The sequence below is a fragment of the Halobacterium noricense genome (genome assembly GCF_021233435.1).
Classification (GTDB): Archaea; Halobacteriota; Halobacteria; order Halobacteriales; family Halobacteriaceae; genus Halobacterium; species Halobacterium noricense.
Window position 1 is genome coordinate 382,086 of the sequence record NZ_CP089468.1, and the last position, 13,798, is coordinate 395,883.

Annotated in this window: 18 protein-coding genes; 8 read left to right on the forward strand and 10 right to left on the reverse strand. The window is 69.5% G+C overall.

What is annotated here, in order from left to right:
* The first annotated feature begins 22 nt into the window (after positions 1-22).
* From LT974_RS02185 to LT974_RS02195, 3 genes are read left to right on the forward strand one after another with little or no spacing between them, the layout of a single operon-like run.
* Positions 23-1,219 carry a glycosyltransferase family protein gene (locus LT974_RS02185; protein ID WP_232589018.1) on the forward strand — a complete coding sequence of 399 codons (1,197 nt, stop codon included), beginning with the start codon at positions 23-25 and terminating at the stop codon, positions 1,217-1,219.
* Positions 1,216-1,659, forward strand: coding sequence for a DUF7109 family protein (locus LT974_RS02190; protein WP_232589019.1), 444 nt, complete (start codon positions 1,216-1,218; stop codon positions 1,657-1,659). Before LT974_RS02185 ends, LT974_RS02190 begins: the two co-directional genes overlap by 4 nt.
* Before the next feature lie 46 nt (positions 1,660-1,705).
* A complete protein-coding gene (locus LT974_RS02195) occupies positions 1,706-2,299 on the forward strand; it encodes an NUDIX hydrolase (RefSeq protein ID WP_232589020.1) in 594 nt (197 codons plus the stop codon).
* Positions 2,300-2,307: 8 nt separating this feature from the next.
* On the opposite strand, the gene LT974_RS02200 is transcribed toward LT974_RS02195, so the two are convergent.
* Positions 2,308-2,475: a hypothetical protein gene (locus LT974_RS02200; RefSeq protein WP_232589021.1), complete on the reverse strand. Its 168-nt coding sequence runs from the start codon at positions 2,473-2,475 to the stop codon at positions 2,308-2,310.
* A 121-nt stretch (positions 2,476-2,596) separates the two neighbouring features.
* Here LT974_RS02200 and LT974_RS02205 point away from each other — a divergent pair, with 121 nt between their 5' ends.
* Positions 2,597-3,730 carry an NAD(P)/FAD-dependent oxidoreductase gene (locus tag LT974_RS02205; RefSeq protein WP_232589022.1) on the forward strand — a complete coding sequence of 378 codons (1,134 nt, stop codon included), beginning with the start codon at positions 2,597-2,599 and terminating at the stop codon, positions 3,728-3,730.
* 6 nt (positions 3,731-3,736) lie between these two features.
* Here LT974_RS02205 and LT974_RS02210 read toward each other — a convergent pair whose 3' ends face one another.
* Both LT974_RS02210 and LT974_RS02215 read right to left on the reverse strand, forming a co-directional pair.
* Positions 3,737-4,171, reverse strand: coding sequence for an Hsp20/alpha crystallin family protein (locus LT974_RS02210; protein ID WP_232589023.1), 435 nt, complete (start codon positions 4,169-4,171; stop codon positions 3,737-3,739).
* Positions 4,168-4,326 carry a DUF7559 family protein gene (locus LT974_RS02215; RefSeq protein ID WP_169793380.1) on the reverse strand — a complete coding sequence of 53 codons (159 nt, stop codon included), beginning with the start codon at positions 4,324-4,326 and terminating at the stop codon, positions 4,168-4,170. Before LT974_RS02215 ends, LT974_RS02210 begins: the two co-directional genes overlap by 4 nt.
* 107 nt (positions 4,327-4,433) lie before the next feature.
* On the opposite strand from LT974_RS02215, the gene LT974_RS02220 reads away from it, so the two are divergent.
* Together LT974_RS02220 and LT974_RS02225 are read left to right on the forward strand one after the other, a co-directional pair.
* Positions 4,434-5,711 (forward strand): glycosyltransferase family 87 protein, encoded by a 1,278-nt coding sequence (locus LT974_RS02220; protein WP_232589024.1) that lies wholly within the window; start codon positions 4,434-4,436, stop codon positions 5,709-5,711.
* A gap of 35 nt (positions 5,712-5,746) precedes the next feature.
* The gene (locus LT974_RS02225) at positions 5,747-7,441 is read left to right on the forward strand and encodes a radical SAM protein (protein WP_232589025.1); all 1,695 of its coding nucleotides are present in this window, start codon (positions 5,747-5,749) and stop codon (positions 7,439-7,441) included.
* Positions 7,442-7,459: 18 nt separating this feature from the next.
* Here LT974_RS02225 and LT974_RS02230 read toward each other — a convergent pair whose 3' ends face one another.
* The 4 genes from LT974_RS02230 to LT974_RS02245 form a co-directional block, all read right to left on the reverse strand.
* Complete coding sequence (locus tag LT974_RS02230; RefSeq protein WP_232589026.1) at positions 7,460-7,864, reverse strand: TRAM domain-containing protein; 405 nt, start codon at positions 7,862-7,864, stop codon at positions 7,460-7,462.
* A gap of 75 nt (positions 7,865-7,939) precedes the next feature.
* On the reverse strand, positions 7,940-8,635 hold the full coding sequence (locus LT974_RS02235; RefSeq protein ID WP_232589028.1) for a YkgJ family cysteine cluster protein: 696 nt from the start codon (positions 8,633-8,635) through the stop codon (positions 7,940-7,942).
* 232 nt (positions 8,636-8,867) lie between these two features.
* Positions 8,868-9,638, reverse strand: coding sequence for an MBL fold metallo-hydrolase (locus LT974_RS02240; RefSeq protein WP_232589030.1), 771 nt, complete (start codon positions 9,636-9,638; stop codon positions 8,868-8,870).
* A 38-nt stretch (positions 9,639-9,676) separates the two neighbouring features.
* Positions 9,677-9,946, reverse strand: coding sequence for a MarR family transcriptional regulator (locus tag LT974_RS02245; RefSeq protein ID WP_232589031.1), 270 nt, complete (start codon positions 9,944-9,946; stop codon positions 9,677-9,679).
* A gap of 254 nt (positions 9,947-10,200) precedes the next feature.
* On the opposite strand from LT974_RS02245, the gene LT974_RS02250 reads away from it, so the two are divergent.
* Both LT974_RS02250 and LT974_RS02255 read left to right on the forward strand, forming a co-directional pair.
* On the forward strand, positions 10,201-10,905 hold the full coding sequence (locus LT974_RS02250) for a class I SAM-dependent methyltransferase (RefSeq protein ID WP_232589032.1): 705 nt from the start codon (positions 10,201-10,203) through the stop codon (positions 10,903-10,905).
* An 89-nt stretch (positions 10,906-10,994) separates the two neighbouring features.
* The gene (locus LT974_RS02255; protein ID WP_232589033.1) at positions 10,995-11,915 is read left to right on the forward strand and encodes a glycosyltransferase family 2 protein; all 921 of its coding nucleotides are present in this window, start codon (positions 10,995-10,997) and stop codon (positions 11,913-11,915) included.
* A 27-nt stretch (positions 11,916-11,942) separates the two neighbouring features.
* Here LT974_RS02255 and LT974_RS17720 read toward each other — a convergent pair whose 3' ends face one another.
* The 3 genes from LT974_RS17720 to LT974_RS02265 are packed head-to-tail and all read right to left on the reverse strand — an operon-like array spanning position 11,943 to position 13,777.
* Positions 11,943-12,065 carry a hypothetical protein gene (locus LT974_RS17720; RefSeq protein WP_269785428.1) on the reverse strand — a complete coding sequence of 41 codons (123 nt, stop codon included), beginning with the start codon at positions 12,063-12,065 and terminating at the stop codon, positions 11,943-11,945.
* A 47-nt stretch (positions 12,066-12,112) separates the two neighbouring features.
* Entirely contained in the window at positions 12,113-12,931 is an 819-nt protein-coding gene (locus LT974_RS02260) for an amidohydrolase family protein (protein WP_232589034.1), read from the reverse strand.
* A gap of 42 nt (positions 12,932-12,973) precedes the next feature.
* Complete coding sequence (locus LT974_RS02265; RefSeq protein WP_232589035.1) at positions 12,974-13,777, reverse strand: SAM hydrolase/SAM-dependent halogenase family protein; 804 nt, start codon at positions 13,775-13,777, stop codon at positions 12,974-12,976.
* Positions 13,778-13,798 lie beyond the last annotated feature (21 nt).

Here is a 13,798-nt window from a genome sequence, read left to right on the forward strand (position 1 = left end):
CGCCGGCGCGCCGAGCCAGGGTATGGACTACACGCAGGAGCGCGTGGCGACGCTCCACGACTACGGCGACGCCGACCCGGACGCGCCGACGGGCCGGGCGGCCGTCGTCGTTCCGATGACCGACCGCGAGTACGCCGGCCTCGCCCCGGAGCGCGTGTTCTCCGAGCTCGAACGCGTCGACCCCGCGGAGGTCGTCGTGCCGCTGCGCGCGCCCGCCGAGCGCGTCCCCGAGTTCCGCGACTGGCTCGCCGAGTTCGACGTGCCCCTGACCGTGCTCTGGTGTGACGGCCCGCGCGTCGAGGGCTTGCTCGACGACGCGGGACTTGCGGGCGAACGCGGGAAGGGCCGGGACGTCTGGCTGGCGCTCGGCGTCGCCGCGCGCCACGACTACGTCGTCGTCCACGACGCCGACACCACCACGTACGAGGCCCGCGACGTTCGGAAGCTACTCTTTCCGCTCGCCGAGGGCTTCGACTTCGCGAAGGGCTACTACGCGCGCGTCGAGAACGACCGGCTGTACGGCCGGCTGTTCCGGCTGTTCTACGAGCCGCTCGTGGACGCGCTCGCGGACCTTCGGAAGACGACGGCGTCGTCTTCCGCAGCCCATCAGAACGCGAAGCGTTCTGAGGACAGCCACGACCACGAGATTCTGGACTTCCTCGGCGCGTTCCGGTACGCGCTCGCCGGCGAGTGCTCGATGACCGCGGAGCTGGCGCGCGGCCTGCGCGTCCAGCGGCGCTGGGGGCTGGAGGTCGGCACGCTCGGCGAGGCGTTCCGGCTCGCCGGGACGGACGGCACGGCGCAGGTCGACCTCGGGCGCTACGAGCACGACCACCGCGCGGTCTCCGGCCCGACGGGGCTCTCGGAGATGAGCGAGGGCGTCGGCGCGGCGCTGTTCCGCGCCGTCGAGGACGCGGGCGTAGACGTGGACTACGACGCGCTCGCTGAGCGCTACCTCGACGCGGCCGACCGGTTCGTGCGCGCGTACGGCGCGGACGCCGCGTTCAACGACCTCGACTACGACGGCGAACAGGAACGTGCCCAGACGCGGACGTACGCCGACGCCATCGCCGAGCCCGGCGCGGACGCGCGGCTGCCGGCGTGGAGCAACACCAGTCTCGACGCGGGCGACGTGGCTGCGGCGGCCGCCGCGGACGCCGAGGAGGCCGCCGCGGCAGCGGGAGATTCAAGCGACTCCGCGACCGACGGGGAGCCGTGAACGGCGACGAACTCGCGGGCGTCGTGGACCTCTTCGGCGCGCTCACCCGGCAGGAACTCCACGACGCGCTCGAAGAACTGGCGTTCAAACGCGGCGACGACCTCGACGCCGACGCCGCCGACGAGGCCGTGATGGACGCGCTCCGCGAGTACTACCTCGTGGCCGTCGAGCGCGAGGACGGTGACCGCGTACTCGCCCCCGGTCCGGTCGCGTTCCCCGAACTCCCCGAGCACGCGGTCGACCTCCCGCACATCCTGGACGTCGAGCCCCGGGACCTCGACCGCGAGACGCTCGCGGACGCGGTGCGTGCGCGCCTCGAATCGGACGTCTCCGACGCCGACGGCGAGCGCGCGCGCTACCTCGTGGACGTGACCTACGACGCGGAAGCGTGGGCTCCCGTCGACCTCGCGGACGTCCGCGACGCGCTGACCGAGGCGTGAGCGAGACTGCGCGTGAGTTAAGAGTGTCGCGGTGTTTCCCCCGGGTATGGACCTGTCGCGGGTCGCCGCCCACCAGCCGGAACGGGTCACCGACGAGGACCGCGACGCCGCGGTGCTCGTCCCCGTCGTCGAGCGCGAGGACGGCCCGGCGCTGGTGTTCACGAAGCGCGCCGACCACCTCGGCGAACACCCCGGCCAGATGAGTTTCCCGGGTGGCGGCCGCGAACCGAGCGACGACGACCTCCGGGAGACGGCGGCCCGCGAGGCGTACGAGGAGATCAGCCTGCTGCCCGAAGAACTCTCCGACGCCGGGCGACTCGACGACATCGCCACCGTAACTGGGTACTCCGTGACGCCGTTCGTCGCGCGCGTCCCGGACCGCGAGTTCGTCCCCGACGAGCGCGAGGTCGACGAGGTCGTCGTGCTCTCGCTGTCGGACCTCACTGACCCCGACAACTACGAGGTCGAGAAGCGCATTCATCCCTCCTACGGCGAAGCCATCGTCCACTTCTTCCACGTCGACGGCTACACCGTCTGGGGCGCGACCGGCCGCATTCTCGTGCAGTTCCTCGACCTCGCGTGCGGGTGGACGCCACCCGACCGCGAGCCCGAAGTCGTCGAAGTCGACCCCGACGACTGACGCGCCGGCTACTCGACGGTGACGAGGAACGTCTTCCCGCCGCGGCGCTCGATGAACGCCTCCTCGTGAGTGTCGGCGTAGGCGGCGACGCCGGCGGCGGTCATCTCCGAGACTTCGATGCGGCGCTCGGGGCTATCGGCGGTCGACTGCGAGCGGCGTCGGTGCTGCAGTGCCATACATCCTCGATGCGGTGCTACCCGCTTGAACCCCACCCGTACACGGTGAAAGTGAAACTGACGGACTGCGCCGGCCTCCGCGGTTCGCGGCAGTTATGCCGGTCGCGGTACATCCGCCGGCATGGACGAGTTCAGCGACGCCGACGACGACCGCGGCGCGGGCCACTCCGTCGCGGTCGTCGGTGCCGGTGCGGTCGGACTAACCGCCGCCCACGACCTCGCAGCACGCGGCGCATCCGTCACCGTCTACGAGCGCGGCGAGGTCGCTGGGGAGAGCACGGGCCGCGCTGCGGGTATTCTCTACGACGCGTACGCCGAGGACGTGGACGCGCGCATCGCTGCGCGCGCCATCGAGCGCTTCCGCGCGCTCTCGGGGACGGGTGAGTTCACGTTCGCGGAGACGCCGTACCTCTGGTTCGTCACCGAACCCGGCCGGAAAGCCGACGCCATCCGCGAGCAAGTCGACGGGATGCAGCGCAACGACCGCCGCGTCGAACGCGTCGACCCGGACGACCTCGCTGCGGAGTTCCCCGCGCTCCGCACCGAAGACGTCGTCGAGGCTGCCGTCTCGCGCAACGCCGGAGTCGCGGACACCGCGGCCTACGCCGACGCTCTCGCAAAATTGGCGGTCGAGGAAGGTGTCGACCTCCGCGAGCACACGGCCGCGAGCGTCGCGCTCGACCCACCGCGCGTGAACGGGGCTGAGTACGACGCCGTGCTCGTCGCAGCAGGTGCGCACACCGCCCGCGTGCTCGCGGATGTCGGCGTCTCGATTCCCCTGAAGCCGTACCGCGTGCAGGCGCTCACCGCCGACTTCTCTGCGGAGGTTCCGACGCTCTACGACGCGACTGAGGGCTACTACGCGCGCCCACACCCCGAGGGCGTGCTCGCCGGGGACGGCACCGAGGAGGTCGAAGCCGACCCCGAGAGGTACGACCGCGACGGCGACGACTGGTTCGTCGACGCGATGCGCGAGCGACTCGCGGACCGCCTCCCGGGCTACGAGTCCGAGATTCACCGTGCGTGGGCGGGCCTCTGCACCGCCACCCCGGACCGCGACCCGCTGCTCGGCGAACTCGCCGACGGCCTCTACGTCGCGGCCGGCTGGCAGGGCCACGGCTTCATGCGCGCGCCAGCGACCGGCGAAGCAGTCGCAGCAGAAATTCTGGGCGGGGAGGGCGTCCCCGCGTTCGACCCGACGCGCTTCGACGGCGACGAAGTGTTCGAGGTCGTCGAAGGGATGACCGTCGAGTGAGGCGCGCTACTCGTCGTCTTCGTCCGCGTCGTCTGGTGTCGTCACGTCCACTTCGGTGCCCTCCGGCTCGCCCTTCGGGAGGAAGACGTACAGCGCGCCGTTGTCGCGCAGTTCCGCGCGGGCCTCGTCGGCGTCCACGACGGCATCGTCGGGGAGTTCGGCGCGGCCGTCGAGTTTCAGGCCGCGGCCCGGGAACACCATCTCGAAGCCCTCGCGGAACTCCCGGAAGCGGTCGACGCGGACCTCGACCGCGCCGCCGACGTAGTTCACCTGCACGTCGCTGGCGGTCGCGCCCGGCGCGTCGAACACCACGAGGTACTCGTCGTCGCTTTCGAGGACGTCCACCGGCAGCGGCGACTCCTCCTGCATCTGGGAGGCCGCGCGGCCCAGCCGCTCGAAGACGGCGTCGCCGACGCTCTCCGCGAACTCGCGTGCCCTCATAACTCGATGCGTTCCAGGCAGTCGGTGCCACCACACAGCGGACACTGCAGGTCCTCGATGGTGAGGTCCTCGCTGACGTCGTACGTGTAGTGGTTCTCGAACATGTCCAGCTCGCAGTCGTCGCTCGTGCACTTCAGTTCCTCAGTAGCGGGCATACGCGGTCGTTGGAGCGGCGAGTGCAAAAAGGGGCGGGCCGCGGTGAGAACGACTGCTGGCAGCCGCCTCCACAAGACGAAAGTACTGCGGCGTCGGTGCGTGAGTCATGCCTTCGGTCCGCGCGCCGCGACTCGTCCTCCTCGCCAGCGTGCTCGTGGGCGTCGTGAACACCGTCTTGTTCCCGCTGCGCAACCCCGAGCAGGTCGCGCTCGCGACGGACGTCTACTACTACTCGGCGCGCGCCGCGCTCCGCGGCGCGGACTTCTACGCCGTCAACCCAATCGGGCAGGCCGGCTTCCGGTATCCGCCCGCGGTCGTGCTCGCGTTCTCCCCGCACGCCGCGCTCGGCGACCCCGTGCTCGCGTACGCGCTCCAGACACTCCTGAACCTCGCCGCGCTCGCGGCGCTCGCCGTGCTCGTAATTCGTACCGTCGAACGCGCCGGCGTCACGCTGGCACGGGTGGACCGCGCGGCTCACGGTTGCACCGCTCGCTCAGTCCGCGGTCTCGCTACGCTCGACCGCGCGCTCCTCACCGCTGCCGTGTTCCTCGTCGGCCCCGTCGGCGTCAACCTCGTGATGGGACAGGTGAACCCGCTGCTCGCGCTCGGCCTCGCGGGCGGGGCCGTCCTCCTCGAACGCGACTGCGACACTGTCGCCGGCGCGGCGTTCGGGCTGGTCGCGCTCGTGAAACTGTTCCCCGCGCTCGTCGGCGTCTGGCTGCTCCGCCGGCGCGCGTGGCGCGCCGTCGCCGCCGCAACCGCGACGGGGATCGCCGGCCTCGCTGTGGGCCTGCTCGTCTTCGGCCCGGACGCCTCGGTCACGTACGTCACCGAGACGCTCGCCGGCGAAACCGCGGTCGCGTCGTTCGCCGGCGGCCCCGACCCCACCGCGCCGTTTGTTACGATTCGCCGGCAGTTAGCCGTGCTCGCACCCGGGCTTCCTTCGTCGTGGCTGCTCCCAGTCGGGGCGCTCGTGCTCGCACCCGTCTTCGTCGGCGTGAACCGCGTGGTCGCGGACCGCCGCAGCCGCCTCGTCGCGCTCCAGGGGACGCTACTCGCCACGCTCCTGTTGCTCCCGCTAGAACCGTTCTACGTCGTCCTCGTCCTGTTTCCGCTGTTCCCGCTGCTCTACGTGCTCGACGACGGGTGGCCGCGGCGACTCTTCCTCGCCGGAGCGCTCCTGCTGCTGGTCCCGGTCACGTGGGCGAGCGTCACCTCGATGACGGCCGTGCTGCCAGCAGGCGCCGCTAGCGTCGTCCGGGACGCAGCGACTGGCCTGTTCTCGTTCGTGCTCCCGCCGACGATTGGCGCGTGGCTCGTGCTCGCGGGCTGCCTGCTCTATCAGCACCGGGCGGCGGCCGAGCGGCCGGACGCGCCCGTGTAGTCACGTTCTTACGCGTCGAAGCCCAACGCTGGTGTATGATTGACCCCGCGGAGTTGGACGTGACGCTCGTCGACGGCTACGTCGACGAGCCGGCGCACTTCGGGGTGCCGCCGTACATCTCCACGTATCCGCGGTACGCGGCCGGCGCGCTCGTGGACGCCGGCATCCCCGAGGACCGAATCACGTACCACACCATCGACGAACTCCGCGAGGACAAGTCGAAGTTCAACGACGTCGCGGATGCGGACCTCTTCGTCTACGTCGGCGGGATGACCGTCCCCGGGCAGTACGTCGGCGGGACGCCCGCCGAACCCGACGAAGTCCGCGAACTGGCGTGGGTCGCGGAGGGCACGAGCATCATGGGCGGGCCCGTGCGGTTCGGTGTCGGCGAGGAGAACGCGGGCGCTCAGGAGATGGAGCGCTCGGACCTCGACTTCGACTTCCTCGCGATGGCGGACATCGAAGCCGCCGTCTACGACCTCGTCGGGAACGGCCTCGAAGGGTTCGAGGACCGCTACCGCGACAACGACGAAATCGATAGGTGGGCCGCGTCAGGCGCGTTCGTCGTCGAGCAGCACCCGAACTACCCCGACTACCTCATCTGCGAGATGGAGACCTCGCGGGGCTGCGCGTACCGCTGCTCGTTCTGCACGGAGCCGATGTACGGCGACCCCGGGTTCCGGAGCGCCGAGAGCGTCGTCCGGGAGGTCGGGAACCTCTACGACCACGGCGCGCGTCACTTCCGGCTCGGCCGACAGGCCGACATCCTCGCCTTCGGCGGGGACGGCGAAGCGCCGAACCCGGACGCGCTCCGTCGGCTCTACAGCGGCATCCGGGAGGTCGCGCCCGACCTGGAGACGCTGCACCTCGACAACATGAACCCGGTGACTATCGTGGACTACCCCGAGAAGTCCCGGGAGGCCATCCGCATCATCGCCGAGCACAACACCGCCGGCGACACGGCGGCGTTCGGCCTGGAGAGCGCCGACCCCGTGGTGCAGGAGGAGAACAACCTCCTCGTGTCCGCCGAGGAGTGTCTGGAAGCCGTCCGCGTCGTCAACGAGGTCGGCGGCTGGCGGCCGGGCGAGTCCCCCGAGGATTCGCCGACGTACGGCGACGAGGCGACGAACCGGCTGCCGAAGATTCTGCCCGGCATCAACCTCGTGCACGGCTTGACGGGCGAGCGCGAGGAGACGTTCGCGCACAACAAGCGCTTCCTCCGGAGCGTCCTCGACGAGGGGCTGATGCTGCGGCGTATCAACATCCGGCAGGTGATGGCGTTCGAGGGCACCGACATGGCGGAGACGGGTGCCCAGCTCGCCGAGGACCACAAACAGCAGTTCAAGCGCTACAAGCAGGAGGTCCGCGAGGAAATCGACAACGCGATGCTGAACCGCGTGGTGCCGCCGGGCACGCTCCTGAAGGACGTCCACCTGGAGTACCACCAGGACGGGAAGACGTTCGGCCGGCAACTGGGGACGTACTCGCTGCTCGTGGGAATTCCCGGCGAGCGCGAACTCGGGCAGACTATCGACATCGCGGTCACCGACCACGGCTACCGCTCGGTCACGGGCGTCCCGCACCCGCTGGACGTCAACGAGGCGTCGATGGACGAACTCACGGCGATTCCCGGCATCGGGACGTCGACGGCCGGCGACCTGCTCGTCGACCGGCCCCACGACTCCGCGCCGAGCGTCGACGACGCGGACCTCGCAAAGTTCACGCAGTGAAAAACGGGTGCGGCGCGCTCAGTACTCGTCTTCGATGATTTCGCCGACCGCGAAGTTCGACTTCACTTCGGTCACTTCGACTTTCACGCGCTCGCCGATTTCGGCGTCCGGCACGATGATGACGTAGCCGCGTTCGACGCGCGCGATGCCGTCGCCCTGCTTGCCGATGTCCTCGATTTCGACGTACCGAATCTCGCCCTCCTCGACGGGGGGCTGGGGTTCGGACTCGGCGGGCTCGCTCGTCGTCTCGGTTTCGGTGCCGGCCTCGGCTTCGGCCTGCGAGATGAGCGCGACGCGGTAGACGTCGCCGGGTTCGACGGAGCCAGCTTCGACTTCGCTCCGCGGGATTTCGACGACGTACTCGTCGTCCTTGACAGTCACTTCCGCACTGAACAGACAAAGGAGTTGGTCAGAGATTTCCATGACGGGCCTCCATTCGTGCGTGTCGGCCCCGTGACTTAATCGTTGCCACGGCCCCGCCGCACGACGACCACCCACTCAACCCTCGTAGGCCGTCCCATCCGGACGTTTCGCGCCCTCGGAGTCGTGCACGACTGTCTCGTCGGGGCCGAGGTTCGCGGGCTCGTAGTTGTCCCGGACGGCGATGGCCTCCTCGATGTCGCGCACCGCCCGCTCCTTCAGCGCGTCCGCCAGCGACTCGGCGTCCTCGCGGGAGATGTTCCGCCCGAGTCCCTCGCACTCGTGGGCACGAACCATTCCTGACTCGTCGCCGGTTTCACCGGCTTCCCGTTGCCCGTCTAGAGCAACGCTGTCCACCGCTTCGCCCATCGGCTGACTCGTCCCACCGAGCGCGACGCTGAACGGGTACGTCTCGCAGATGAGCGGCCGACTGTCGTGGACTGTGCACGCCCCTGTCCCGTCCTCGTCCTCCTCGTAGAACGTGCAGTCCCCGCACGCGGCCGTCTGGAGCGCCCACTCGAACGTCTCTCCTGTCCCGTCCTCGTCGAGCCCGTACGGCATCGGGCGCGCAATCTCGCGCCAATCTCGCTCTGTTGCGTCCTCCAGTTCCCGAACTTCGTCGGGGAACACGGTCGCCGTGTGCGGGTCGTCGTCCTCGCTCTTACAGCACGCCCCACACCGCGTGCACTCGAAGCCGATGGTCTCGATGGCGTCCGCGAGGGCCGCCACGTCGAGACTACGGGCGCGTTCGAGTTCGACTTCGAGCTCCTCCATGGCCGTGGGTTGGCAGCGAGTGCGGAAAAGATTCGCGGGCTAGGGATTGCCTGTTCTATTTCTCCGATAGGCTCTGGCTACGACACTTCGAAAGCCCCCTCCCGCTCGCGGCCGCTCGCTCGCTGTGCTCCTCGCTCACTGCGTTTGCTGCGGTGCTTGCGTCGCGACCGACCGCGACCGGTCGGCCCCTTTCAGTCCCGCCCTATCGGCTGATTCAATTTTTCACCGGCTACTATTGGCCGGCTGGCAGGCTGGCGCGGTCGCCGTCCCACTCGACGTGCCCCTCGACGGCGAGCTTCTGGAGGTGTGCGCGGACCACCTTCGCGGCGAGGCTGCGGGCGTCGCCGAGCGCTTTCTCGTAGGCGGCGTCGAGAATTTCGTCGACGGTCTCGGCGCCGGAGTCGACGGCTGCGCGGACGCTGCGCTCGCGGTCGCGGCGGTGGAAGTACGTCTCGCGGATGCGCTCGTCGGGATTCTCGATAGGGTCGCCGTGGCCGGGGTAGAGCGTGTCGAAGTCGCGAGCGAGCAGGCGGCGGAGGGACGCGAGATACGTGCGCACGTCGCCGTCGGGCGTACCGACGAAGACGCTGCCGTCCGCGAACACGAGGTCGCCGGTCACGGCTTCGCCGTCCGCGACGAACGCGACGTGGTCGGGGGCGTGGCCCGGTGTCGTCAGCACGGAGACGCCGGTGTCAGCGATGGTGTCGCCCGGGTGGAACAGTCGGTCGGGTTCGACGCCGGTCGCGTCCGCGAAGCGCTCGGCGAACGACGCGTGCGCCCAGACGGTCGCGTCGGCTTCGGCCGCGTAGTCGGCGACGGCGTCGACGTGGTCGGGGTGCGTGTGTGTGACCGCGACGTGGTCGATGGATTCAGCGGCGTCGTCGAGGGCGGACGTGCGGGCCGCGGGGTCGACGAGCAACCGCTCGTCGTCGCCGAGGACGTAGGCGTTCGTCGCGCCGCCGGGCACCGGCAGCTCCACTGGAACGGCGTAGAGCGCTATCACGGGTGCAGAGACGAGGCCTGCGAGGAAAAGTCGGTGGTCTAGTCGTCGAGGAAGTACACTTGCTTGCGGGCGTCCTGGAAACTGTAGCGGGAGCCGACGAGGTCCGCGTCGTCGAGGCGGTTGAGCGCGTACCGGACGGTGCGGTCCGGCAGCAGGGACTCCTCGGCGAGCTGGCCCTGCGAGAGCGGCGCGTCGATTTCGAGCACTTTCGCGACGAGTTTCGCGCTCGGCGGAAGCTCGCGAAGACGCTCGCGGAATTCTTCGTCGTCCTGGATGAGTGACCGGTGTTCCGTGGCGGACGTGCTCATGGAACTCCCTCACATGCTGAAAGAGGTAAAGGTTGTCTACCCGTGGGACTATACACCTTATATCGTATAATGACGATGCGAGCAAGCCCGCCGCCCGACGGCGACCCGTCACGTCACCTCGGTGTGGGCGAGTTGCAGGGACGACTGGGGGTCGTTCCTTCGGAGCGGCGCGCGTTCACGTCGTGGTACCGGTGTTCGTCGCGTGTTTTCCAGTACGGTTTTAACCACCCGTCTCCGAAGTGCAAGCGAGAAGCGTGAAGGGACAGGAGTGGTACCAGGCCACGGAGGTCGCCGAGGAGTACGACGAGAAGCGATTCTCCCGTGGCGGCCGGCTCATCGACCGACGGGAGAAACAGGCCGTCCTCGACGCGGTGGGACCGGTCGAGGACCAGCGCGTCCTCGAAATCGCGTGCGGCACGGGCCGCTTCACCGTGATGCTCGCCGAGCGCGGCGCGGACATCACGGGACTGGACATCTCCGGGCCGATGCTCCAGGAGGGACGCGAGAAGGCCCAGCGCGCGGACGTCGCCGACACTATCGACTTCATGCGCGGCGATGCCGGCCGGCTCCCGTTCCCGGACGACCACTTCGACACCGTGTTCGCGATGCGATTTTTCCACCTCGCGGACACGCCGGCGAAGTTCCTCACGGAGATGGCCCGCGTCTCCAAGGACACCGTGTTCTTCGACACGTTCAACCGGTTCAGCACGCGCTCGCTGTACAACTGGCTGCTCCCGATGGGGTCGCGGCTGTACGGCGACAGCGAGGTCCGCGGGCTCGTCGGCGAAGCCGGACTGGACCTCGTGCGGGACGAACACGACTTCGTCGTCCCGTACGGGTTCTACCGCAAAGTTCCGGACTGGATCGCCGGCCCGATTCGGCGCGCGGACACGGCCATCGGCGAGACGCCGGTCGGCCGCGCGCTCGCGTCGGTCTCCTACTGGCACACGAGCGTCTGACGGAAACCCGCGGTTCGTATGAGCTCGCGGACGATTTCGGCGGGTTTCGACCCGGGACGTTTTTACCACCGCGTAGACTCGTGTACGCTATGGACCTCTCGGTAGTGGTGCCCACCCTCAACGGCCGCGACGTGCTCGCTGCGTCGCTGGACGCGCTCGCGGCCCACGCACCCGACGCCGAGGTCGTGGTCGTCAACGGCCCGTCCGTGGACGGCACGTCCGGGATGGTGCGCGACCACGACGCAGCCGACTTGCTGTTGGAAGTCTCCGAGCGGAATCTCAACGCCTCCCGGAACGCCGGCATCGCCGCCGCGGACGGCGACGTCGTCGCGTTCGTCGGGCAGGACTCCCAAATTCGGGAGGGCTGGGTAGAGGCCGTCGAGCAAGCACTCGACGGCGGCGCGGACGCGGTCACTGGCCCCGTCCACCACCGCGTCGAAGGCGGCGTCACCACGGAATCCGTCGAGACAGCGACTGTCGCGGGCCGCCACGTCACGTACTTCGACGGCGGTAACGTCGCGTTCGTCCGAGACGCCATCGACGCTCTCGACGGGTTCGACGAGTACCTCCAGACCGGGGCCGCGCGGGACGCCGCCCACCGGCTCGCAGGCATGGACCGCGACGTCGCGTGGGGCGCGGACGCGGTCGTGCTCCGCGAGGAGAAAGACGACATCCGCCACCGACTCCCGGAGGACGCCGAGGAGACCGCGTGGGGGCTGAAGTACCGCGCGCTTGCGTACCGCCTCGTGAAGAACTACGGGTTCGGCGCGCGCATCGCCGCCCGCATCGCGAAGTACGCGGTCGGGGATGCGTTCTCGGTCGGTGGCGACGTGCTCCGCGGCGACGTCAAACTCACGGAGTGGGCGGCCGCCGGCAGCGCCGTCGTCCCGAACGTCTGGACGGGCAGCCAGGACGGGATGTCCGCGCGCATGGCGGACCGAACACTCCGACGCAACCCCAACGGCGTCTCCGCGCGCATGGACCGCACGATGGTCCGCCACGACTGCTGACTGTTCTAGACGCTGCGCTCCGCGGCGTCAGGCGTCGCCGTGCAACCACTCAGCGAGGAACGACGCGAGGTTGACGAACGTGTACGCGCCGTACAGCATCACGCCGACGGCGACCGCGAGCAGCACCATCCACTCTAACTGCGCGCTCATACGTTCCGACACTCCCGGCGGCTGGATAGGCTTTCTGTCGGCCGGCGTCACTCCCGGTCGAGGCCGGGGACGACCCGCACCGGGTTCTTCCCGAGCACCTTCCGCATCGCGTCCTCGGTGACGTCGAGGGTGAGTATCTCCATGACCGCGACGTTCGGGTGGGTGTCGGGCGCACCGCTTCCGAAGACGACGCGGTCGGGGTGTTCGACGATGGCGTGTTCGAGGAGTTCGCGGTACCGCACCGCCGCAGTATCGAGGTAGAGGTCCTCGTAGGAGTCGAGCAGCGAGACGGCTTCGTGCATCAATTCGCGGTCGAGCGGGTGGCCGCCGAAGTGCGCGAGCACGACCGGGAACTCGCGGTCGAGCAGCGTGGCTTCGAGCGCGCTCGGCGGGAACCCCTCGCCGCCGTGAACGAGCACCGGGAGCCCGACGTCGTCGAGCACGTCGAGGACGTCTGGTTCGGGGAGGCCGTCGCGGGTCGGGTCGAGCTTGAAGCCGTGGAAGCGGTCGTCGTAGGCGTACTGTTCGACGTCCTCGGGGGAGGTCTGCCAGTCCGACCGATTCGACCGGAGGTTCTTCAGGCGGGAGGTCGCGCTGTCGCCGGGGTCGCGCGGGCCGTCGATGCGCGCGAACGCGATGAACGGGCGCTGGACGGCCTGCCGGGCGACCGCGTTGTTCGCGCGGAGGTAGCCCTGTTCGCCCTTACGTGGTCCGGGGAAGACGACCGAGCGGACGACGCCGGCTTGGTGCATCTCGCGTTCGAGGTCTTCGCCGTCGATGGTGCGGCCCCGGACTGGTCGCCCCGGGCCGGCGTGGAGCCGCGCGTGCAGGTCCACAATCCGGAACCCGTGCTCCAGTTCGAGCATACGCGTAGGTCACTGTCCGGGTATTTCGATGTGACGGTGCCCCTACAGCGAGAGTTCCACGGGACTGCCGGGTTCGACGCCGAACGCGTCGTCGCCGCGCCCGCGGTTCACGGCGAGTTCGACGTTCCCGTGGCTGCCGACCGTCACGACGCGCTCGCCGGGCTCGACGTGAGCGTACGAGGGTTCGACGCGCACGCGGTCGCGGTTCACGCGCACCGAGTCACCGACGCGGTCGGCGACGACGCGCCCCGGGAGGTTCGTGATGGCGTTCCCGAAGCCGTCCACGACGAGCACCTCGCCGCGGAGCACGTCGCCCGTGAGGTCGGGGTCGGGGAACGCGACGGCCGCGTAGTCGTCGAGGCGCTCGTAGCCCGGGTAGTCGTCGAAGGCCTCGACACCGTTATCAGAACTGCATTCTGATAGCCCGTCAGACGTAGTCTGACGACTGCGCTCGTGCACCTCAGCGGCCGCGGGCGCGAACACGTCCCGGCCGTGGAACGTCGAACTCGCGGGGTCCTCGACCGCGATTTCGAACACCTCCACGTCCTCGGCGAGCCGTCGCGCCGCGGGAATCGCGACGCCGTTGTCCGGCGCGACGATGGCGTGACGGCCCGCGCGGACGACCACCGCCTTCCGGTCCGTGCCGACGCCCGGGTCGACGACGACCAGGTGGACCGCCGGCGGGAAGTACGGCAGCACCTCGCGCAGCCAGAACGCCGTCGCGCGCACGTTCTGCCGCGGGAAGTCGTGTGCGACGTCGACGAGGCGCGCGTCCGTCGACTGGAGGACGACACCCTTCATCGCCGCCGGGTACGGCGAGCCGAAGTCGGAACTCAGCGTTATCATACGTCGTGCTTACAGCGCCGT